The sequence below is a fragment of the Bacillus sp. 1780r2a1 genome (genome assembly GCA_024134725.1).
GTDB classification, from domain to species: Bacteria; Bacillota; Bacilli; order Bacillales; family Bacillaceae_H; genus Priestia; species Priestia aryabhattai_A.
Genome location: CP099863.1, coordinates 3806599 through 3827357, shown reverse-complemented (window position 1 = coordinate 3827357; position 20759 = coordinate 3806599). Strand labels below are relative to the sequence as shown.

12 protein-coding genes, 20 tRNA genes and 3 rRNA genes are annotated in these 20759 nt (G+C 41.2%); 33 read left to right on the top strand and 2 right to left on the bottom strand.

Features of this window, described 5'->3' with window-relative positions:
• Positions 1 to 11: 11 nt before the first annotated feature.
• The 6 genes from NIZ91_19340 to NIZ91_19315 all read left to right on the top strand — a co-directional run bounded on the left by NIZ91_19340 (position 12) and on the right by NIZ91_19315 (position 5132).
• A complete protein-coding gene (locus tag NIZ91_19340) occupies positions 12 to 1067 on the top strand; it encodes an anion permease (protein USY54831.1) in 1056 nt (351 codons plus the stop codon).
• Positions 1068 to 1105: 38 nt separating this feature from the next.
• Positions 1106 to 2254: a sulfate adenylyltransferase gene (sat, locus tag NIZ91_19335; protein USY54830.1), complete on the top strand. Its 1149-nt coding sequence runs from the start codon at positions 1106 to 1108 to the stop codon at positions 2252 to 2254.
• 12 nt (positions 2255 to 2266) lie between these two features.
• Positions 2267 to 2866 (top strand): adenylyl-sulfate kinase, encoded by a 600-nt coding sequence (cysC, locus tag NIZ91_19330; GenBank protein ID USY54829.1) that lies wholly within the window; start codon positions 2267 to 2269, stop codon positions 2864 to 2866.
• Between the two features lie 119 nt (positions 2867 to 2985).
• Positions 2986 to 3762: a uroporphyrinogen-III C-methyltransferase gene (gene cobA / locus NIZ91_19325; protein ID USY54828.1), complete on the top strand. Its 777-nt coding sequence runs from the start codon at positions 2986 to 2988 to the stop codon at positions 3760 to 3762.
• A gap of 16 nt (positions 3763 to 3778) precedes the next feature.
• Positions 3779 to 4546, top strand: coding sequence for a sirohydrochlorin chelatase (locus NIZ91_19320; protein USY54827.1), 768 nt, complete (start codon positions 3779 to 3781; stop codon positions 4544 to 4546).
• A 40-nt stretch (positions 4547 to 4586) separates the two neighbouring features.
• A complete protein-coding gene (locus NIZ91_19315) occupies positions 4587 to 5132 on the top strand; it encodes a precorrin-2 dehydrogenase (GenBank protein USY54826.1) in 546 nt (181 codons plus the stop codon).
• 15 nt (positions 5133 to 5147) lie between these two features.
• Here NIZ91_19315 and NIZ91_19310 read toward each other — a convergent pair whose 3' ends face one another.
• The gene (locus NIZ91_19310; GenBank protein ID USY54825.1) at positions 5148 to 5825 is read right to left on the bottom strand and encodes an MgtC/SapB family protein; all 678 of its coding nucleotides are present in this window, start codon (positions 5823 to 5825) and stop codon (positions 5148 to 5150) included.
• Between the two features lie 118 nt (positions 5826 to 5943).
• Positions 5944 to 7524, bottom strand: coding sequence for an AMP-binding protein (locus NIZ91_19305; protein USY54824.1), 1581 nt, complete (start codon positions 7522 to 7524; stop codon positions 5944 to 5946).
• Between the two features lie 689 nt (positions 7525 to 8213).
• Between NIZ91_19305 and NIZ91_19300 the strand changes: the two genes are divergently transcribed.
• From NIZ91_19300 to glgA, 27 genes are all read left to right on the top strand, one after another.
• Positions 8214 to 9766: ribosomal RNA gene (locus tag NIZ91_19300) — 16S ribosomal RNA — on the top strand.
• 224 nt (positions 9767 to 9990) lie between these two features.
• Positions 9991 to 12925: ribosomal RNA gene (locus NIZ91_19295) — 23S ribosomal RNA — on the top strand.
• A gap of 153 nt (positions 12926 to 13078) precedes the next feature.
• A 5S ribosomal RNA gene (rrf, locus tag NIZ91_19290) occupies positions 13079 to 13194 on the top strand.
• Together the 16S, 23S and 5S rRNA genes with 20 tRNA genes alongside form the textbook arrangement of a ribosomal RNA operon.
• Before the next feature lie 11 nt (positions 13195 to 13205).
• Positions 13206 to 13281: transfer RNA gene (locus NIZ91_19285), tRNA-Val, on the top strand.
• A gap of 10 nt (positions 13282 to 13291) precedes the next feature.
• A tRNA-Thr gene (locus NIZ91_19280) sits at positions 13292 to 13367 on the top strand.
• A 5-nt stretch (positions 13368 to 13372) separates the two neighbouring features.
• Positions 13373 to 13448, top strand: a tRNA-Lys gene (locus NIZ91_19275).
• 18 nt (positions 13449 to 13466) lie between these two features.
• Positions 13467 to 13552: transfer RNA gene (locus NIZ91_19270), tRNA-Leu, on the top strand.
• Between the two features lie 16 nt (positions 13553 to 13568).
• Positions 13569 to 13643, top strand: a tRNA-Gly gene (locus NIZ91_19265).
• A 12-nt stretch (positions 13644 to 13655) separates the two neighbouring features.
• Positions 13656 to 13744, top strand: a tRNA-Leu gene (locus NIZ91_19260).
• 9 nt (positions 13745 to 13753) lie between these two features.
• Positions 13754 to 13830: transfer RNA gene (locus NIZ91_19255), tRNA-Arg, on the top strand.
• Between the two features lie 4 nt (positions 13831 to 13834).
• Positions 13835 to 13911: transfer RNA gene (locus NIZ91_19250), tRNA-Pro, on the top strand.
• Positions 13912 to 13916: 5 nt separating this feature from the next.
• Positions 13917 to 13992, top strand: a tRNA-Ala gene (locus NIZ91_19245).
• Positions 13993 to 14015: 23 nt separating this feature from the next.
• A tRNA-Met gene (locus NIZ91_19240) sits at positions 14016 to 14092 on the top strand.
• 12 nt (positions 14093 to 14104) lie between these two features.
• Positions 14105 to 14197 (top strand) — tRNA-Ser (locus tag NIZ91_19235).
• Between the two features lie 20 nt (positions 14198 to 14217).
• A tRNA-Met gene (locus tag NIZ91_19230) sits at positions 14218 to 14294 on the top strand.
• A 4-nt stretch (positions 14295 to 14298) separates the two neighbouring features.
• Positions 14299 to 14374: transfer RNA gene (locus NIZ91_19225), tRNA-Asp, on the top strand.
• 9 nt (positions 14375 to 14383) lie between these two features.
• Positions 14384 to 14459, top strand: a tRNA-Phe gene (locus NIZ91_19220).
• An 8-nt stretch (positions 14460 to 14467) separates the two neighbouring features.
• A tRNA-His gene (locus tag NIZ91_19215) sits at positions 14468 to 14543 on the top strand.
• A 9-nt stretch (positions 14544 to 14552) separates the two neighbouring features.
• Positions 14553 to 14626, top strand: a tRNA-Gly gene (locus NIZ91_19210).
• A gap of 4 nt (positions 14627 to 14630) precedes the next feature.
• Positions 14631 to 14707: transfer RNA gene (locus NIZ91_19205), tRNA-Ile, on the top strand.
• Between the two features lie 8 nt (positions 14708 to 14715).
• Positions 14716 to 14790 (top strand) — tRNA-Asn (locus NIZ91_19200).
• Between the two features lie 7 nt (positions 14791 to 14797).
• Positions 14798 to 14888 (top strand) — tRNA-Ser (locus NIZ91_19195).
• Positions 14889 to 14903: 15 nt separating this feature from the next.
• Positions 14904 to 14975 (top strand) — tRNA-Glu (locus NIZ91_19190).
• A 273-nt stretch (positions 14976 to 15248) separates the two neighbouring features.
• Complete coding sequence (gene glgB, locus NIZ91_19185) at positions 15249 to 17174, top strand: 1,4-alpha-glucan branching enzyme (GenBank protein ID USY57237.1); 1926 nt, start codon at positions 15249 to 15251, stop codon at positions 17172 to 17174.
• Positions 17125 to 18267 (top strand): glucose-1-phosphate adenylyltransferase, encoded by a 1143-nt coding sequence (locus tag NIZ91_19180; protein ID USY54823.1) that lies wholly within the window; start codon positions 17125 to 17127, stop codon positions 18265 to 18267. The genes glgB and NIZ91_19180 overlap by 50 nt, the downstream gene beginning before the upstream one ends.
• A 31-nt stretch (positions 18268 to 18298) precedes the next feature.
• A complete protein-coding gene (locus NIZ91_19175) occupies positions 18299 to 19324 on the top strand; it encodes a sugar phosphate nucleotidyltransferase (GenBank protein ID USY54822.1) in 1026 nt (341 codons plus the stop codon).
• On the top strand, positions 19321 to 20751 hold the full coding sequence (gene glgA / locus NIZ91_19170) for a glycogen synthase GlgA (GenBank protein USY54821.1): 1431 nt from the start codon (positions 19321 to 19323) through the stop codon (positions 20749 to 20751). The genes NIZ91_19175 and glgA overlap by 4 nt, the downstream gene beginning before the upstream one ends.
• The last annotated feature ends 8 nt before the right edge of the window (positions 20752 to 20759 follow it).

The window sequence follows — 20759 nt, the reverse complement described above, 5'->3', positions numbered from 1 at the left end:
GCTGAAAATTTATGCTTGTTTACATTGCTTTTGCGATCGCTCTCTTTTTTGCAATGAATATTGGTGCAAGTGGTGCAGCAGCTGCTATGGGAGTTTCTTACGGTTCAGGTGCTATTAAGCATCGCAAAGTAGCACTAGCTATATGTGCATTAGGTATTTTACTAGGTGCTGTTATTGGCGGAGGAGAAGTTGTTAAAACAATTGGTTCTGGTATTATTCCAGAAAGCATCCTAACAGTTGAGCTAGTTATTATTATTTTAGCTTCTGCAACTCTATCATTATTCTTTGCTAATTTAATTGGAATACCTCTATCAACTAGTGAGGTAACAGTAGGGTCAGTTGTAGGTGTTGGAATTGCCTATCAATCTGTTTATATCCAAAAGCTATTGGTTGTTATGAGCTTTTGGATTATTGTACCGATTGTTTCGTTTGTGATTGCCTTTGTATGTGGGTGGCTATTAAAAAAGAAAAAAAAGCCTACTCAACAAAAGTGGAAAAAACCACTTGCAGCTTTAGTAATAGCTACTGGCTTTTTTGAAGCTTTTTCAGCGGGTATGAACAACGTAGCAAATGCTGTAGGACCACTTGTTGGGGCTGGTATGATCAGTACATCAACTGGTGTTATAGCAGGGGGATTAGCCGTTGCAATAGGCGCCTTACTTTTAGGAGATCGAGTAATTGAGACAAATGGAAAGAAAATTACGGATTTCACAGTGGGTGAAGGGTGTATTATTTCTGGGACAGGAGCATCGTTGGTTACCGCAGCTTCCATATTTGGGCTTCCTGTTCCCCTAACACAGGTTACAACCTCTTCTATTATTGGCATAGGAGCAGCTAAATCTGGTTTTACTTCGGATCAAAGACGGGTTATTGTTCAGATGTTAAAAGTATGGGTTGTATCCCCAGTCTTTTCTCTTGTTATCTCTTACGGTTTAGTGAAATTAGTGGTTGAAACAGATTTTTATGCATTTGTGGTATTAATGAGCGGTTGTATTGCAACTTATGGCATTCTTAGTTTAATTAAAACAACAAAACAAAAACAAGAAAACCAAAAGATGACTGCTTAAATATAAATATTAGTTATTCATTGAGGAGGAATTTTAGGATGAGTTCAATTCAAGCACATGGTGGAGAATTAGTTAATTTGTATCAACCTGACTATGATTATACAGGTGTTACTAAAGAGATTGAATTAGATAATATTGCATTAAGTGATTTAGAGTTAATTGGAATCGGCGGATATAGTCCTATTAAAGGCTTTTTAGGACAGCGTGATTATGAATCTGTTGTGGAAAGCATGAGATTAGCTGATGGTACAGTTTGGAGTATTCCAATTACTCTTCCAGTTACAGAAGAAAAAGCGCAGGAGCTACAAGTAGGAGATCAAGTCAAACTTGTGCAAAATGGTGTGGTTTATGGTGTCTTAACAGTATCTGAAACGTACAAACCAAATAAGGAAAAAGAAGCAGAACACGTTTATCGTACAGCAGAACTAGCTCATCCAGGCGTGCGCAAATTATTTGAACGTCCCAATGTATATGTAGCAGGTTCGATTATACTTGTAAATCGTACGCAAAAAGATAAGTTTGAAACGTATTATTTAGATCCAGTACAAACGAGAGCAATCTTCAAAGAGCGTAACTGGAAAAAAGTTGTAGGTTTTCAAACTCGTAATCCAGTTCATCGTGCTCATGAGTACATTCAAAAATCGGCTTTAGAAATTGTTGATGGACTGTTTTTAAACCCACTTGTAGGAGAAACAAAATCTGATGATATCCCAGCGGATATTCGTATGGAAAGCTATGAAGTATTGCTTAAAAACTACTATCCAAAAGATCGTGTATTTTTAGCTGTTTTCCCAGCAGCGATGAGATATGCTGGACCTCGAGAAGCAATCTTCCATGCATTAGTGCGTAAGAACTTTGGATGTACACACTTTATTGTAGGTCGTGATCATGCTGGTGTAGGTGACTACTATGGAACATACGATGCGCAATTAATCTTTAATAACTTTACAGAAGATGAGCTTGGGATTACACCACTATTCTTTGAACACAGCTTTTACTGCAAGAAGTGTGAAGGGATGGCTTCAACTAAAACATGTCCACATGAAAAAGAAGACCATGTCATTTTATCAGGAACAAAAGTACGTGAAATGCTTCGGAATGGTGAAGTTCCACCAAGTACGTTTAGTCGAAAAGAAGTAATTGAAGTGTTAATAAAAGGATTACAGCAAACAGTAACTTCAAATTAAGGAGCGGTTGAATTGAGTAAATCAACAAATATTACATGGCACGAGTCAGGGATTGATAAAAAAGCAAGAAGGCAACAAAACGGACACTACAGCTTTGTACTATGGTTTACTGGCTTATCAGGTTCGGGTAAGTCAACCGTTGCAAATGCAGTAGCACAAGCATTGTTTGAAAAAAATATTCGCAACTATGTATTAGATGGAGATAACATTCGCTTTGGTTTAAATAAAAATTTAGGTTTTTCTGCTGAAGATCGTACTGAGAACATTCGTCGGATTGGAGAAGTTTCCAAGCTGTTCGTTGACAGTGGGCAAGTTGTATTAACAGCGTTTATTTCACCTTTTAAAGAAGACCGTACACAGGTGAGAGAACTCTTAGAAGCAGATGAATTTGTAGAAGTGTACGTAGAGTGCCCACTGGAAGAGTGTGAAAAACGAGATCCTAAAGGCCTTTACAAAAAAGCTAGAAGTGGTGAAATTCGTGACTTTACAGGTATCGATTCACCTTATGAAGCTCCGGAAAATGCTGAGCTGGTTGTAAATACATTTAATCAAACAGTCGAAGAATGCGTTGAAACAGTTTTAGCTTATTTAACAAATAAAAAATTCATTTAAAAAGTAAGAAATAAGGGCCCTCACATCGCAAAAGCAAAGCTGTGCTTTGCATAGTGAGGGCCTTTGCTTTATTCGTTAATAAGAGTAGATTAACAGTATTGAGAGGGTGAATTGGAAGAATGGGCAAAGTGTATTTGGTTGGGGCAGGTCCGGGAGATCCAGAATTGGTTACGGTTAAAGCAATAAAAGCTATTCAAAAAGCAGACGTAATCTTATACGATCGCTTGGTGAATAAAGAGTTGTTAGAGTATGCTAAATCAGAAGTAAATATCATTTATTGTGGTAAATTACCTAATTATCACACGTTGAAGCAAGAAACAATTAATAGTTTTCTAGTGAAATTTGCTAAAAAAGGTAAAGTTGTCGTGCGTTTAAAAGGGGGAGACCCTTTTGTATTTGGACGAGGAGGAGAAGAAGCAGAGGCGTTGGTAGAGAATAATATTGATTTTGAGATTATTCCTGGTGTTACATCGGGAATTGCTGCAGCTTCGTATGCGGGAATACCTGTTACACATCGTGATTATAGTGCGAGCGTCGCTTTTATAACAGGACATCGCCAAGACGAGCCTTGTAAAGCTGTTAAGTGGGAGCAGTTATCAACAGCTGTTGATACATTGGTGATTTATATGGGGGTTAAAAATCTTTCTTATATCTGTGAATCGCTTATTGAGCACGGGAAATCAAAAGATACGCCCATTGCACTTATTAATTGGGGAACGTATGGTGAGCAGCGCACAGTTAGTGGTAAACTAGATACAATTGTTGATATTGTAAAAAAAGAGAAGATAGGAAACCCAAGCATAATTGTTGTAGGCGAGGTTGTCCGCTTTCATGAAAAACTAAATTGGTTTGAACAGTTGGCTTCTACACAATATGCTTGTGTAGAAGAAGCTTAATAAAGAGGTGAATGATATGGATGCAGTATTGTATATTTGTCACGGTAGCCGAGTGAAAAAAGGCTGTGATCAAGCCATTGAATTTATTGAAAGAAGCAAAGTGAAAGTTGATGTTCCAATTCAAGAAGTGTGTTTCCTGGAGTTAGCAAATCCTACAATTGAACAAGGTTTCAAGAAGTGTGTGGAGCAAGGAGCTACTAGAATTGCAATTGTTCCTGTCTTATTGTTAACAGCGGGTCACGCTAAAGTGGATATTCCAGAAGAAATACACAAAGTTTATCAACACTATCCACATGTCAAAGTCGCTTATGGTACCCCTTTTGGTGTTGATGATCAAATTGTGGATATCTTATTAGAGAGAATTAAGGAGACTGAAGTCCCCATTCAAAAAGACGCAATGGTTTTATTAGTAGGCCGTGGAAGCAGCGATCCTGAAGTCAAAAACGATTTCCGTGAAATTGCCAAACGCTTGGCATATAAAGGTGGATTTGAGCATGTAGACACTTGCTATTTAGCTGCCACAACACCCAAGCTTTTAGATGGCTTAAAACAAGCAAGTGAATCTGGATATTCACAAGTGTTTGTATTACCATATCTTTTATTTACAGGGATTTTGATGAACGAAATTCGAACAGAGTTAAAAAGATGGAATAAAGCTGACCAAGAATTTATCTTAGCAAATTATTTGGGTTATCATAATGCCTTAAGTAATATTTTACAAGATCGAGTGAATAGCTTATTAAACAGTAAGGGAAATGAATACGATGTTTACCGTTACTCTTAATCTAGAAGGGGAAACGGTCCTAATTGTTGGGGGAGGAAAGGTGGCAGTTAGGCGTGTTCGAAAGCTGCTGGAACAAAAAGCGAAGATTATTGTCGTATCGCCACATGTGGAAAAAGATATCTATGAATGGGAAGAACAAGGAAAAGTAAAGGTGAAAAATCGCTGTCTGCAAAAAGGAGATTTAGCCAACACATTTCTTATTATAGTGGCTACTCATCAAGTTGATGCTTTAGAGATAATAGAAAAAGAAAAGAGTGAGAATCAGCTTGTCAATGTGGCTAGTGCACATAAAAAAGGAAATGTTTATATTCCTGCAAATTTCTCTAGGGGAGAATTGTCTATCGCTGTATCCACAAATGGAGCAAGTCCGTTGTTAACAAAGAAGATTATTAGAGATTTGCAAGTTCAGTTTGACGATAGTTATACACAATACACATATTTTTTGAAGCAGTGCAGAGAAATTATTCACAGTATGGACTTGCCATATGTGGAGAAGTATGAGTTATTAACAGAAGCGACAAAAGATGAGTTTCGGTTATCTGAAAAGTCTCGAGAGTGGTTTTTAAAACATTTAAAAAATGTCTAAAAGGCATTGTGCCTTTTAGACATTTTCAATTTCGATGCTTCGAATACCTGAAATCTTCTGTATTTCGTAATAAACTTCAGTGGTAGGGCGCTTTTGGTGAACAGACACTTTCATTCGAATATATAGTTGCCCCGTATCTAAATCTTTAATACGTATATTCTTTATCGTAATATCTTTTTCTTTAATACTGGCTGTTGTCTCAACAATATTATGTTTGTTCGCCAGTTTCAATTGAAGGATGAGATCTTTTTCACGCAGCTGTTTTGGTCCGAAAACGGTAATTAAAAACGGGAGGAGCTCAACGCTAATAATGAGCAAAATAACCCCTACAAAGGCCTCCATATAAAAGCCTGCGCCTACAGCAATACCAATACCGGCAGCTCCCCATATAATAGCAGCCGTTGTTAACCCTGAGATACTGTCATTTTCTTTGCGTAAAATAACTCCTGCACCAAGAAATCCAATACCAGACACAATTTGTGCTGCTAAACGCAATGGATCCATAGTAATGTTATCACCATCATTAAGGATATGGGAGGATTCGATTGAGACAATGGTTAACAAGCAGCTGATAATTGAAATAACAAGGGAAGTCTTTAAACCTACAGGCTTACGCTTTAATTCTCTCTCTAATCCGATAATAAGTCCTAATAGAGCAGATATACCAAGCTTTAATAACATTTGATGATCCATTTTATTCACCTATTTCACTAAACTGTGTTGTTTATATCTGTATGATAAGGTTTGAACAGATATGTATAGTTAGTATAGTAAACTATTTTTAGTGTTTAGAGGCGAAAAATATCATTTTTTATGAAAAATTTTGAAGTTGTTCCCGTAATTTGTATTTTTGGATTTTTCCAGATGCAGTCATTGGAAATGTTTCTACGAAATAGATAGATTCAGGTATTTTAAAGTGTGAAAGTTTGTTTTTACAATATTCTTTGATTTCAGATGCTGTTGCTTCTATACCTGGCTTTAACTTAATGCAAGCCACAACTTTTTCTCCGTAATGTCTATCAGGGACACCAATCACTTGAATGTCTTCAATTTTTGGGTGAAGATATAAAAACTCTTCAATTTCACGTGGATAGATATTTTCTCCACCCCTAATAATCATATCTTTTAAGCGACCGGTAATTTTAATATAGCCTTCATTATCAATGACGGCTAAATCACCAGTATGAAGCCACCCATCATCGTCAATGGTATTAGCCGTTTCCTCTGGCATTTTGTAATATCCCTTCATAATTAAGTAACCTTTTGCGCAAAGTTCCCCCTGTACACCTGTCGGTAACGCATGTCCATTTACTGGATCGATAATCTTTACTTGTACATAAGGGTGAGCTTTGCCTACAGTTGTTACCCGCCTTTCTAAGGAGTCGGTAGTAGTTGTTTGAGTAATAACAGGTGAGCTTTCAGTTTGTCCATAAGCAATGGTGATTTCATGAATTCCCATATCATTCATTACTCGTTTCATGACTTCAGTAGGGCAATTTGATCCAGCCATAATTCCTGTGCGTAAACTTGATAAATCGTAATTGTGGAAATTTGGAAGGTTTAATTCAGCGATAAACATAGTTGGTACACCATGTAAAGCGGTGCATTTTTCTTTTTCAATAGTTTCTAATACAGCGGTAGGATTAAACTCAACAATGGGCACCATGGTTGCTCCAACACATACTGATGCTAATAATCCCATAACGCAACCAAAACAATGAAAAAAAGGTACTGGGATGCAAAGTCTGTCTTGGTGAGATAACTTCATTGCGTTAGCTACTAAAAGAGCATTATTGACTATATTATTATGACTGAGCATAACACCTTTCGGAAATCCTGTAGTGCCAGAGGTATATTGCATATTAATTACTTCTTCAGGATAAACGTCTTGCTCAGCAAGAGCGAGTGCTTGATCTGAAATGTTCATGCTATATAGTAGAAATTGGTTCCAGTCCATTTGGTGTTTTTTATTATCAATGCTAATCAGATGTTGTAGTCTTGGAAGTTTATGAACAATAGATGAAATGATTGATGAATATGAAGTTGTTTTAAAGGAATCAATATAGAAAAGGGCAGTTGTATCAGAATGATGTAAAAGGTATTCTACTTCAGCTTCTTGATAACTTGTGTTTACCGTAACTAATACGACACCAATTCGAGCGGAAGCAAGTTGAAGTAAAATCCATTCCAAACGATTAGTAGACCATACTGCAATATGTTCTCCTTTCTTAATCCCTAATCCTAGGAGAGCTTTTGCAACTTTTGTTGTTTCGTTATACAATTCGTTATACGTATAGTGAATATTCTCTTGAGAGTAGATAACCGCTGAATGATCTTTAAATAAAGTACTGGTTTCTTTTAATAATTGGCCAATTGTTAAGTTTTTTAGCATCAGTATTGGTTCCCCCTAACTTAATGATTGCGCTTACATTTAATATTGTACCAGCACTTTCTTTATGTTTCATAAAAAAACTTCGACAACCTGCCTGGGGAGGTTTGTCGAAGTGTAGAGAAATTTGTTAATAGAGTAACTGATAAAAATAAGAAGTTAAAAGAGTAAATACTAAGCTGAAGGATGAGAGAAAAACGAAAGGGATTCCTTTTACCTTTCCTTCAGAGTTCATTAAGCGCAAAGATTCAAAATACGCTTGAGAAATTAAAAAGATGGACATAATAAAGGATACGTAGAGAGCGATTGAAATCCATAGGTTCATTACATCAACTTCCTATCTATTCAATGTTATTACTAGAAGATATGTGAGAGTAAAACGTTCTATTCCTATAAAAGTTCAAGCATCTAGTAAAATGGTTTTTTTACTATAGTTAACTTTTTGAAAAAAATATTAAAAAAATAGTTGCTATATGAATAATATGATGATATATTATTAAATGTCGCTGAGATAACACAGCAGACGCGCTGAAAAAAACGAAAAAATTATTTTAAAAAAGTTATTGACTTTATGAAGATAACTTGGTAACATTAAAAAGTCGCTTAAGAGCGGCGGTTGAACTTTGAAAACTGAACAAAGCGACAAACGTCAACGTTAATTTTTTAAAACTTTTATGAGCAAGTCAAACATTTCTTCGGAGAGTTTGATCCTGGCTCAGGATGAACGCTGGCGGCGTGCCTAATACATGCAAGTCGAGCGAACTGATTAGAAGCTTGCTTCTATGACGTTAGCGGCGGACGGGTGAGTAACACGTGGGCAACCTGCCTGTAAGATTGGGATAACTCCGGGAAACCGGAGCTAATACCGGATAACATTTTCTCTTGCATAAGAGAAAATTGAAAGATGGTTTCGGCTATCACTTACAGATGGGCCCGCGGTGCATTAGCTAGTTGGTGAGGTAACGGCTCACCAAGGCAACGATGCATAGCCGACCTGAGAGGGTGATCGGCCACACTGGGACTGAGACACGGCCCAGACTCCTACGGGAGGCAGCAGTAGGGAATCTTCCGCAATGGACGAAAGTCTGACGGAGCAACGCCGCGTGAGTGATGAAGGCTTTCGGGTCGTAAAACTCTGTTGTTAGGGAAGAACAAGTACAAGAGTAACTGCTTGTACCTTGACGGTACCTAACCAGAAAGCCACGGCTAACTACGTGCCAGCAGCCGCGGTAATACGTAGGTGGCAAGCGTTATCCGGAATTATTGGGCGTAAAGCGCGCGCAGGCGGTTTCTTAAGTCTGATGTGAAAGCCCACGGCTCAACCGTGGAGGGTCATTGGAAACTGGGGAACTTGAGTGCAGAAGAGAAAAGCGGAATTCCACGTGTAGCGGTGAAATGCGTAGAGATGTGGAGGAACACCAGTGGCGAAGGCGGCTTTTTGGTCTGTAACTGACGCTGAGGCGCGAAAGCGTGGGGAGCAAACAGGATTAGATACCCTGGTAGTCCACGCCGTAAACGATGAGTGCTAAGTGTTAGAGGGTTTCCGCCCTTTAGTGCTGCAGCTAACGCATTAAGCACTCCGCCTGGGGAGTACGGTCGCAAGACTGAAACTCAAAGGAATTGACGGGGGCCCGCACAAGCGGTGGAGCATGTGGTTTAATTCGAAGCAACGCGAAGAACCTTACCAGGTCTTGACATCCTCTGACAACTCTAGAGATAGAGCGTTCCCCTTCGGGGGACAGAGTGACAGGTGGTGCATGGTTGTCGTCAGCTCGTGTCGTGAGATGTTGGGTTAAGTCCCGCAACGAGCGCAACCCTTGATCTTAGTTGCCAGCATTAAGTTGGGCACTCTAAGGTGACTGCCGGTGACAAACCGGAGGAAGGTGGGGATGACGTCAAATCATCATGCCCCTTATGACCTGGGCTACACACGTGCTACAATGGATGGTACAAAGGGCTGCAAGACCGCGAGGTCAAGCCAATCCCATAAAACCATTCTCAGTTCGGATTGTAGGCTGCAACTCGCCTACATGAAGCTGGAATCGCTAGTAATCGCGGATCAGCATGCCGCGGTGAATACGTTCCCGGGCCTTGTACACACCGCCCGTCACACCACGAGAGTTTGTAACACCCGAAGTCGGTGGGGTAACCTTTATGGAGCCAGCCGCCTAAGGTGGGACAGATGATTGGGGTGAAGTCGTAACAAGGTAGCCGTATCGGAAGGTGCGGCTGGATCACCTCCTTTCTAAGGATTTTTATAAGACGTACGTTTTGAAACTTTGTTCAGTTTTGAGAGTTCAATCTCTCATTAATAGAAAGTACATCACTTTCTTCTTATCTAATAAGAAGAATTTTGAGTGCGATTGTTCTTTGAAAACTAGATAACAGTAATAGCTGAGGAAAAGTGAAACTTTTCTTTAATCAAACCAATAAATAACGCAACGCAAGTTGCACCATTTATTCGCTAATGGTTAAGTTAGAAAGGGCGCACGGTGAATGCCTTGGCACTAGGAGCCGATGAAGGACGGGACTAACACCGATATGCTTCGGGGAGCTGTAAGTAAGCTTTGATCCGGAGATTTCCGAATGGGGAAACCCACTGTTCGTAATGGAGCAGTATCTTTATCTGAATACATAGGATATTGAAGGCAGACCCGGGGAACTGAAACATCTAAGTACCCGGAGGAAGAGAAAGCAAATGCGATTTCCTGAGTAGCGGCGAGCGAAACGGAATTAGCCCAAACCAAGAGGCTTGCCTCTTGGGGTTGTAGGACACTCTATACGGAGTTACAAAGGAACGAGGTAAATGAAGAGGTCTGGAAAGGCCCGTCAAAGAAGGTAACAACCCTGTAGTTGAAACTTCGTTCCCTCTTGAGTGGATCCTGAGTACGGCGGAACACGTGAAATTCCGTCGGAAGCTGGGAGGACCATCTCCCAAGGCTAAATACTCCCTAGTGACCGATAGTGAACCAGTACCGTGAGGGAAAGGTGAAAAGCACCCCGGAAGGGGAGTGAAAGAGATCCTGAAACCGTGTGCCTACAAGTAGTCAGAGCCCGTTAATGGGTGATGGCGTGCCTTTTGTAGAATGAACCGGCGAGTTACGATCCCATGCAAGGTTAAGTTGAAGAGACGGAGCCGTAGCGAAAGCGAGTCTGAATAGGGCGTTTAGTATGTGGTTGTAGACCCGAAACCAGGTGATCTACCCATGTCCAGGGTGAAGTTCAGGTAACACTGAATGGAGGCCCGAACCCACGCACGTTGAAAAGTGCGGGGATGAGGTGTGGGTAGCGGAGAAATTCCAATCGAACCTGGAGATAGCTGGTTCTCTCCGAAATAGCTTTAGGGCTAGCCTCACGTAGTGAGAGTCTTGGAGGTAGAGCACTGATTGGACTAGGGGCCCCCAACGGGTTACCGAATTCAGTCAAACTCCGAATGCCAAAGACTTATCCGTGGGAGTCAGACTGCGAGTGATAAGATCCGTAGTCAAAAGGGAAACAGCCCAGACCACCAGCTAAGGTCCCCAAGTATACGTTAAGTGGAAAAGGATGTGGAGTTGCTTAGACAACCAGGATGTTGGCTTAGAAGCAGCCACCATTTAAAGAGTGCGTAATAGCTCACTGGTCGAGTGACTCTGCGCCGAAAATGTACCGGGGCTAAACGTATCACCGAAGCTGTGGATTGACATCTTTGATGTCAGTGGTAGGAGAGCGTTCTAAGTGCTGCGAAGCTAGACCGTAAGGACTGGTGGAGCGCTTAGAAGTGAGAATGCCGGTATGAGTAGCGAAAGACAAGTGAGAATCTTGTCCACCGAATGCCTAAGGTTTCCTGAGGAAGGCTCGTCCGCTCAGGGTTAGTCGGGACCTAAGCCGAGGCTGAAAAGCGTAGGCGATGGCCAACAGGTTGATATTCCTGTACCACCTCCCCGCCGTTTGAGTAATGGGGGGACGCAGGAGGATAGGGTAAGCGCGCTGCTGGATATGCGCGTTCAAGCAGTTAGGCTGATGAGTAGGCAAATCCGCTCATCATAAGGCTGAGCTGTGATGACGAGGGAAATATAGTACCGAAGTTCCTGATTCCACACTGCCAAGAAAAGCCTCTAGCGAGGCGGGAGGTGCCCGTACCGCAAACCGACACAGGTAGGCGAGGAGAGAATCCTAAGGTGATCGAGAGAACTCTCGTTAAGGAACTCGGCAAAATGACCCCGTAACTTCGGGAGAAGGGGTGCTCTGGTAGGGTGTATAGCCCGAGAGAGCCGCAGTGAATAGGCCCAGGCGACTGTTTAGCAAAAACACAGGTCTCTGCGAAGCCGCAAGGCGAAGTATAGGGGCTGACGCCTGCCCGGTGCTGGAAGGTTAAGAGGAGGGGTTATCCTTTGGGAGAAGCTCTGAATCGAAGCCCCAGTAAACGGCGGCCGTAACTATAACGGTCCTAAGGTAGCGAAATTCCTTGTCGGGTAAGTTCCGACCCGCACGAAAGGCGTAACGATCTGGGCACTGTCTCAACGAGAGACTCGGTGAAATTATAGTACCTGTGAAGATGCAGGTTACCCGCGACAGGACGGAAAGACCCCGTGGAGCTTTACTGTAGCCTGATATTGAATTTTGGTACAGCTTGTACAGGATAGGTAGGAGCCTGAGAAGCCGGAGCGCTAGCTTCGGTGGAGGCGTCGGTGGGATACTACCCTGGTTGTATTGAAATTCTAACCCGCAGCCCTGATCGGGCTGGGAGACAGTGTCAGGTGGGCAGTTTGACTGGGGCGGTCGCCTCCTAAAGAGTAACGGAGGCGCCCAAAGGTTCCCTCAGAATGGTTGGAAATCATTCGTAGAGTGTAAAGGCACAAGGGAGCTTGACTGCGAGACCTACAAGTCGAGCAGGGACGAAAGTCGGGCTTAGTGATCCGGTGGTTCCGCATGGAAGGGCCATCGCTCAACGGATAAAAGCTACCCCGGGGATAACAGGCTTATCTCCCCCAAGAGTCCACATCGACGGGGAGGTTTGGCACCTCGATGTCGGCTCATCGCATCCTGGGGCTGTAGTCGGTCCCAAGGGTTGGGCTGTTCGCCCATTAAAGCGGTACGCGAGCTGGGTTCAGAACGTCGTGAGACAGTTCGGTCCCTATCCGTCGTGGGCGTAGGAAATTTGAGAGGAGCTGTCCTTAGTACGAGAGGACCGGGATGGACACACCGCTGGTGTACCAGTTGTCTTGCCAAAGGCATCGCTGGGTAGCTATGTGTGGACGGGATAAGTGCTGAAAGCATCTAAGCATGAAGCCCCCCTCAAGATGAGATTTCCCATAGCGCAAGCTAGTAAGATCCCTGAAAGATGATCAGGTTGATAGGTCAGAGGTGGAAGCACGGCGACGTGTGTAGCTGACTGATACTAATCGATCGAGGACTTAACCAAATTAGAAAAGCGAAGGCGACTGTTCAATTGTGAAAGGCGTAGGAGCCGTAGTTAGACAGTAAACTTAGTACTCAGCAAATTGTTATCTAGTTTTGAAAGAACAAGATAAAAAAAGTCTTGCTTTTTTTCAAAAGTATTATATAATATAATATGTCTGGTGGCGATAGCAGAGAGGTCACACCCGTTCCCATGCCGAACACGGAAGTTAAGTTCTCTAGCGCCGATGGTAGTTGGGACTTTGTCCCTGTGAGAGTAGGACGTTGCCAGGCTTTTATATAATGGAGGATTAGCTCAGCTGGGAGAGCACCTGCCTTACAAGCAGGGGGTCGGCGGTTCGATCCCGTCATCCTCCACCATGAATATGTTGCCGGTGTAGCTCAACTGGTAGAGCAACTGACTTGTAATCAGTAGGTTGGGGGTTCAAGTCCTCTTGCCGGCACCACTTTCGAGCCATTAGCTCAGTTGGTAGAGCATCTGACTTTTAATCAGAGGGTCGAAGGTTCGAGTCCTTCATGGCTCACCATTTTAAATACACACACATGCGGGTGTGGCGGAATTGGCAGACGCGCTAGACTTAGGATCTAGTGTCTTTACGACGTGGGGGTTCAAGTCCCTTCACCCGCACCATTTAATTTCATAATGCGCGGAAGTAGTTCAGTGGTAGAACACCACCTTGCCAAGGTGGGGGTCGCGAGTTCGAACCTCGTCTTCCGCTCCACAAATAAGTCCTGCCGGGGTGGTGGAATTGGCAGACACACAGGACTTAAAATCCTGCGGTAGGTGACTACCGTGCCGGTTCAAGTCCGGCCCTCGGCACCATTTTAATAAGCGCCCGTAGCTCAATTGGATAGAGCGTTTGACTACGGATCAAAAGGTTAGGGGTTCGACTCCTCTCGGGCGCGCCATAAACGGGAAGTAGCTCAGCTTGGTAGAGCACTTGGTTTGGGACCAAGGGGTCGCAGGTTCGAATCCTGTCTTCCCGACCATTTATGGGGCCTTAGCTCAGCTGGGAGAGCGCCTGCCTTGCACGCAGGAGGTCAGCGGTTCGATCCCGCTAGGCTCCACCAATTTAATACATTTCTGATAATATGGCGGTGTAGCTCAGCTGGCTAGAGCGTACGGTTCATACCCGTGAGGTCGGGGGTTCGATCCCCTCCGCCGCTACCATATATAATATACGGAGGAATACCCAAGTCCGGCTGAAGGGATCGGTCTTGAAAACCGACAGGGGTGTTAAAGCCCGCGGGGGTTCGAATCCCTCTTCCTCCGCCATTATATTATTATCAAATTATCGCGGGGTGGAGCAGTCTGGTAGCTCGTCGGGCTCATAACCCGAAGGTCGCAGGTTCAAATCCTGTCCCCGCAACCAAAGTGGTCCCGTGGTGTAGCGGTTAACATGCCTGCCTGTCACGCAGGAGATCGCGGGTTCGATTCCCGTCGGGACCGCCATTATAAAAAGGCTCGGTAGCTCAGTTGGTAGAGCAAAGGACTGAAAATCCTTGTGTCGGCGGTTCGATTCCGTCCCGAGCCACCATCTATATGGCGATTGTGGCGAAGTGGTTAACGCATCGGATTGTGGTTCCGACACTCGTGGGTTCGATTCCCATCAGTCGCCCCATATAATTAAGCGGGTGTAGTTTAATGGTAAAACCTCAGCCTTCCAAGCTGATGTCGTGAGTTCGATTCTCATCACCCGCTCCATAATGGGCCTATAGCTCAGCTGGTTAGAGCGCACGCCTGATAAGCGTGAGGTCGGTGGTTCGAGTCCACTTAGGCCCACCATTTATTATTCCACAGTAGCTCAGTGGTAGAGCAATCGGCTGTTAACCGATCGGTCGTAGGTTCGAGTCCTACCTGTGGAGCCATTATATTGGGGAAGTACTCAAGAGGCTGAAGAGGCGCCCCTGCTAAGGGTGTAGGTCGCGTAAGCGGCGCGAGGGTTCAAATCCCTCCTTCTCCGCCAGTCGATTTTAATACTGGCCCGTTGGTCAAGTGGTTAAGACACCGCCCTTTCACGGCGGTAACACGGGTTCGAATCCCGTACGGGTCATATCTGAAAAGGTTTGCATTTATGCAAACCTTTTTTATTTATTTGAAAACCATCTAGTAAATAGATAGTTTTTTTATTTTCATAAAAATATTCAGAAAAGAAGGAAAAAATAGATGCTTTATGGAATGTAAATTAGATAATAGAAATGAAAGAAGAAAGGTTTATTTACTAGGTTAGTCGTTAGAAAAGAGGGTATAGTAAATAATGGAAATAAAAAAAGAGGAGTTTATTTACTAGGTTAATTGTTATCAAGGAGGGGTATTTTTGAATTCGATTGTTCAACCTACTGATTTTGACATCCATCTTTATCATGAAGGAAATTTGTTTCATAGTTATAAGCTCTTTGGGGCACATAAGTTAACACTAAACGGCATAGAGGGAGTACGATTTTCTGTTTGGGCTCCTAATGCTTCTGCGGTAAGCATTGTGGGTGATTTTAATGAATGGGACGGTTTAAATCATCCGTTAGAGAGATTAAACTCTCAAGGGATATGGACAATATTTATCCCAAATCTTGAAGAGAATATGATTTATAAATACGAAATTACAACTCATAATGGAACCAAAATATTAAAAGCGGATCCATATGCTTTTCATAGCGAAGTAAGGCCTAACACTGCTTCTAAAATTTATTCTTTAGAAGGATACAAGTGGGGTGATCAGTATTGGAAGCGTAAAAAGAAGCAACACGCTGTTTATGAAAAGCCTATGTGCATTTATGAGCTACACGCGGGTTCGTGGAAGATTCACGAAGATGGTGAACTATATACGTATCGTGAACTAGCTGAAGAATTAATTCCTTATGTACTAGAACAAGGTTTTACCCATATCGAACTATTACCGCTCGTTGAGCATCCGCTCGATAAATCGTGGGGATACCAAGGGACTGGCTATTTTTCTGCAACAAGTCGATACGGTTCACCACACGACTTAATGTATTTTATTGATCAATGTCATCAAAGCAGCATAGGCGTTCTTTTAGATTGGGTTCCCGGCCATTTTTGTAAAGATGCGCATGGGTTATATATGTTTGATGGTTCACCCACGTATGAATACAAGAACGAATTAGACCGTGAAAACTATACATGGGGCACGGCTAATTTTGATTTAGGTAAGCCAGAAGTGCAAAGTTTCTTAATATCGAATGCATTGTTTTGGCTAGAGTATTTTCACGTTGATGGCTTTAGGGTCGATGCTGTTGCCAATATGTTGTATTGGCCGAATTCGCATGAATTGGTTGAAAATCAATATGCTGTTCAATTCTTAAGAAAGCTCAATGAAGCGGTTTTTGCCTATGATTCAACTATTTTAATGACGGCTGAAGATTCAACAGATTGGCCACTAGTTACAGCTCCTACATATGATGGTGGGCTAGGTTTTAATTACAAATGGAATATGGGCTGGATGAACGATGTCTTAACCTATATGGAAGCAGACACTCATCAAAGAGCGAATCTTCATGAAAAGATGACTTTCTCTTTAATGTATGCCTTTAATGAAAATTTCATTTTACCATTCTCTCATGATGAAGTCGTTCATGGGAAAAAATCAATGTTAAATAAAATGCCTGGAGACTATTGGCGAAAATTTGCTCAGCTGCGATTATTATACGGCTATTTTATTGCTCATCCGGGCAAGAAACTACTATTTATGGGTGGAGAATTTGGTCAATTCGATGAGTGGAAAGACGCAAGTGATTTAGATTGGCAGCTATATGACTTTGACATGCACCAAAATTTAAATAGTTATTTTAAAGAGTTACTTAAAATTTATAAAAGAAGTAAGCCACTTTATGAATTAGATCATAAAGAAGAAGGTTTCTCTTGGATTGATGTGAATAATCGAGATCAAAAAATCTTTTCGTTTATTCGAACATCAACAAATAGTCAGGATAAGCTTGTAGTGGTATGTAACTTCTCAGATGTTCCATATCATGCATATAAAGTAGGTGTTCCTCTAAACACAGAATATGTTGAGGTCATCAATAGTGATCATGTTGATTTTGGAGGTTCTGGAGTTGTTAACTCAAAACCTTTAAAAGTAGTTGAGGAAGGGTTTCACGGTCTACCGTTTCATATTGAAATGGATGTACCACCCTTTGGGATTAGCATCATGAGAACAAAGAAAAAACGGGGGGAGAGAAAAAAAAATGTTAAAAAAGAAGTGCGTAGCGATGTTATTGGCAGGAGGAAAAGGTAGTCGATTAAGTTCACTTACAAAAAATTTAGCAAAGCCAGCTGTCCCATTTGGTGGAAAATATCGAATTATTGATTTTGCATTAAGCAATTGCTCCAACTCTGGGATTGAAACAGTTGGAATCTTAACACAGTACCAGCCTTTACTTTTACATTCTTATATTGGTATTGGAAGCGCTTGGGACTTGGATAGGAGAGACGGAGGCGTTACGGTATTACCTCCTTATTCAGAGTCATCAGGGGTAAAGTGGTACAAAGGAACTGCTAGTGCAATTTATGAAAACTTAAACTACCTATGTCAGTATGAACCTGAGTATGTGTTAATTTTATCCGGAGACCATATTTACAAAATGAATTATGAGAGTATGCTAGATTACCATATTGAAAAAGAGGCAGATGTATCTATCTCAGTGATTGAAGTTCCTTGGGATGAAGCAAGTAGATTTGGAATCTTAAATACAAACGAAGCTTTAGAAGTTGAGGAATTCGATGAAAAGCCACAGCATCCAAAGAATAATCTAGCTTCTATGGGTATTTATATTTTTAAATGGAATATTCTTAAAGAATATCTAGAAATGGATGCACGTAATCCTTATTCTAGTCATGACTTTGGGAAAGATGTCATTCCTCTATTGTTAGAAGAGAAGAAGCGCTTAATAGCATATCCATTTACAGGGTATTGGAAAGATGTTGGTACAGTTAAAAGCTTGTGGGAAGCGAATATGGACTTATTAGACGAAAGTGATGAGCTCAATTTATTTGATTCTTCATGGAAAGTATATTCAGTAAATCCTAGTCAACCTCCTCAGTATATTGCTCCAACAGCATGCGTAGTGGAATCGTTAGTAAATGAGGGCTGCGTTGTTGAAGGTAGTATTGAACGCTCTGTGTTGTTTCCAGGAGTACAAATTGGCAGCGGTTCAGAGGTCAAACGAAGCGTTGTGATGCCATCGGCTAAAGTGGGAGTAAACGTATATATTGAAAATGCTATTATTCCGTCAGATGTAATCATTCCAGATGGAACTATTATTAAGCCAACACAGGGAAAAGAAGAAGTCATTTTAGTGACTAATGAACTTTTAGAATCAATTTCATAATGCATTTAATTAACAGAGAGGATGAACTACATTGAATAATCAAATGCTAGGCATTATTGATGCTTGCACAACTATGAGCTCTTTACAACCATTAACTTTTTATCGTTCAATTGCGGCTGTTCCATTTGCAGGACGCTACCGCTTAATTGATTTTATGCTGTCGAATATGGTGAATTCTGGCGTCCAAAGCGTGGCTATATTTCCAAAGGACCGCTATCGTGCTCTTACTGATCATATTGGTTCAGGAAAAGAGTGGGATCTAGACCGAAAAAGAGATGGACTATTCATCTTTCCACCTGTAAAAAACGATTTAAAATTAGAAGACCCATCGCTAATTGCTCAATTCCGCTATCATATTGATTATTTCCTTCGAAGTAAACAAGATTACGTTATTATTGCAAATAGCTATACCATTTGTACCATTGATTTCAGTCAAGTATTAAAGCGTCATGTAGCTCAAGGTGCAGTTGTAACGTCAGTAGTGAGTGGTAATACTCCTCTAAACATATACATTATTAATAAAAAAACGTTACTCGATATCCTACAAAATGAAACCCAAGATTTTGATACGATTACAGAGCTTGTGCACTATCTTTCAGAGTCATCCAAAGTGATTACGTATGAGCATAATGGATACCTTTCTCAAGTGGATTCGCTAGAAGCATATTATAAAGCTAGTATGGATATTTTATCTCCAGACACGTGGAAGCAGCTATTTCTAAGAACTCGTCCAGTTTATACAAAAACAAAAGATGAACCTCCAACGCGCTATGCAAAAACAGCTGTAGTGAAAAATTCAATGATTGCTAACGGATGTGTTATTGAAGGGCATGTTGAAAACAGTATTATTTTCCGAGGTGTAAAGATAGGAAAAGGCGCAGTTGTTAAAAATAGTATTGTGATGCAAAAAGGAGCTATTCTTGAAAATAGCGTATTAAACTATGTTGTTTTAGATAAAGATGTAAAAATAGGTAGTCATGAAGAGTTGAATGGTGAACCTAATCTACCAAGAGTATTAGCAAAAGGAACAGTTCAAGGAGCGTTGATGAATTCGTGAATGTATTATTTGCAGTGTCAGAATGTGTACCGTTTATTAAAACAGGAGGATTAGCGGATGTAGCTGGTGCTTTGCCTAAGGAATTGAAGCAGCTGGGCACCAACGTATCTGTAATTATGCCCAAGTATAGCTTAATTCCTGAACAGTACAGTGAGCAGATGACTTTAGAAAAAGTCATCTATGTACAAGTTGGATGGAGAAGACAATATTGTGGGATTTATACGCTAGAAATGAATGGTACTCAGTACATTTTTATTGATAATGAATACTATTTTAAAAGAGATAGTCTGTACGGTCATTATGATGATGCAGAACGCTTTGCCTTTTTCTCTAAAGCAGTACTAGAAGCTATTCCAACTTTAGTAAATGAGCCGGATATCATTCATTGTCATGACTGGCATACAGCCATGATTCCTTTTTTATTAAGAGCGCAATATAATATGTATGACCATATTGAAACGGTATTCACTATTCATAACCTACAGTTTCAGGGGGTCTTTCCAAAGCAAAATTTATATGAGCTACTAAACTTAAATGATTATCACTTTACGTCTAATCAATTAGAGTTTTATGGCAATTTAAATTTTATGAAAGGCGGTCTTGTCTCTGCGGATAAAATTACAACAGTGAGCCCAACTTATCGAAATGAAATTCAAATGCCTTATTATGGTGAAAAGTTAGATGGATTACTAAGACAAAGAGACCAGGATTTGATAGGGATTGTAAATGGTATTGATGATCAGGCCTATAATCCAGAAGTGGATGAGTTAATTGCATTTAACTATTCAGCACAAGATTTAGCAGGTAAGAATAAGAATAAAGAAGATTTACAAGCATACCTTGGATTAGATGTGAAAAATAATGTCCCACTTGTATCAATGGTAACGCGGTTAACAAAACAAAAAGGGTTAGATCTTGTAAAGCATGTTTTTCATGAAATAACTCGTTTAGGTGCGCAAGTTGTTATACTCGGGACAGGTGAAGAAGAATTTGAATCATTTTTCAAAGACATGGAGTCTCAGTATCCCAATCAGGTAAAAGCAATCATTGGTTTCAATGAAGCGCTAGCCCATAAAGTGTATGCGGGATCAGATTTATTTTTAATGCCTTCAAAGTTTGAGCCATGCGGATTAGGTCAATTGATTGCGTTGCGCTACGGTGCAATCCCAATCGTCAGGGAAACAGGTGGGCTAAATGATACGGTCCTTTCGTATAATGAGTCTACTCACGAAGGAAATGGATTTACTTTTGCAAATTATAACGCTCACGATATGCTTTACACAATTGAAAGGGCAATTTCCTTTTACAATGATAAGGACGTATGGGAGAAATTAATGCGAGATGCTATGAGTCAAGATTATAGCTGGGCGCAGTCGGCATTTAAATATAATCAACTATATGCGAACTTAACATCTATTTCATCTTGAAAGGGTGA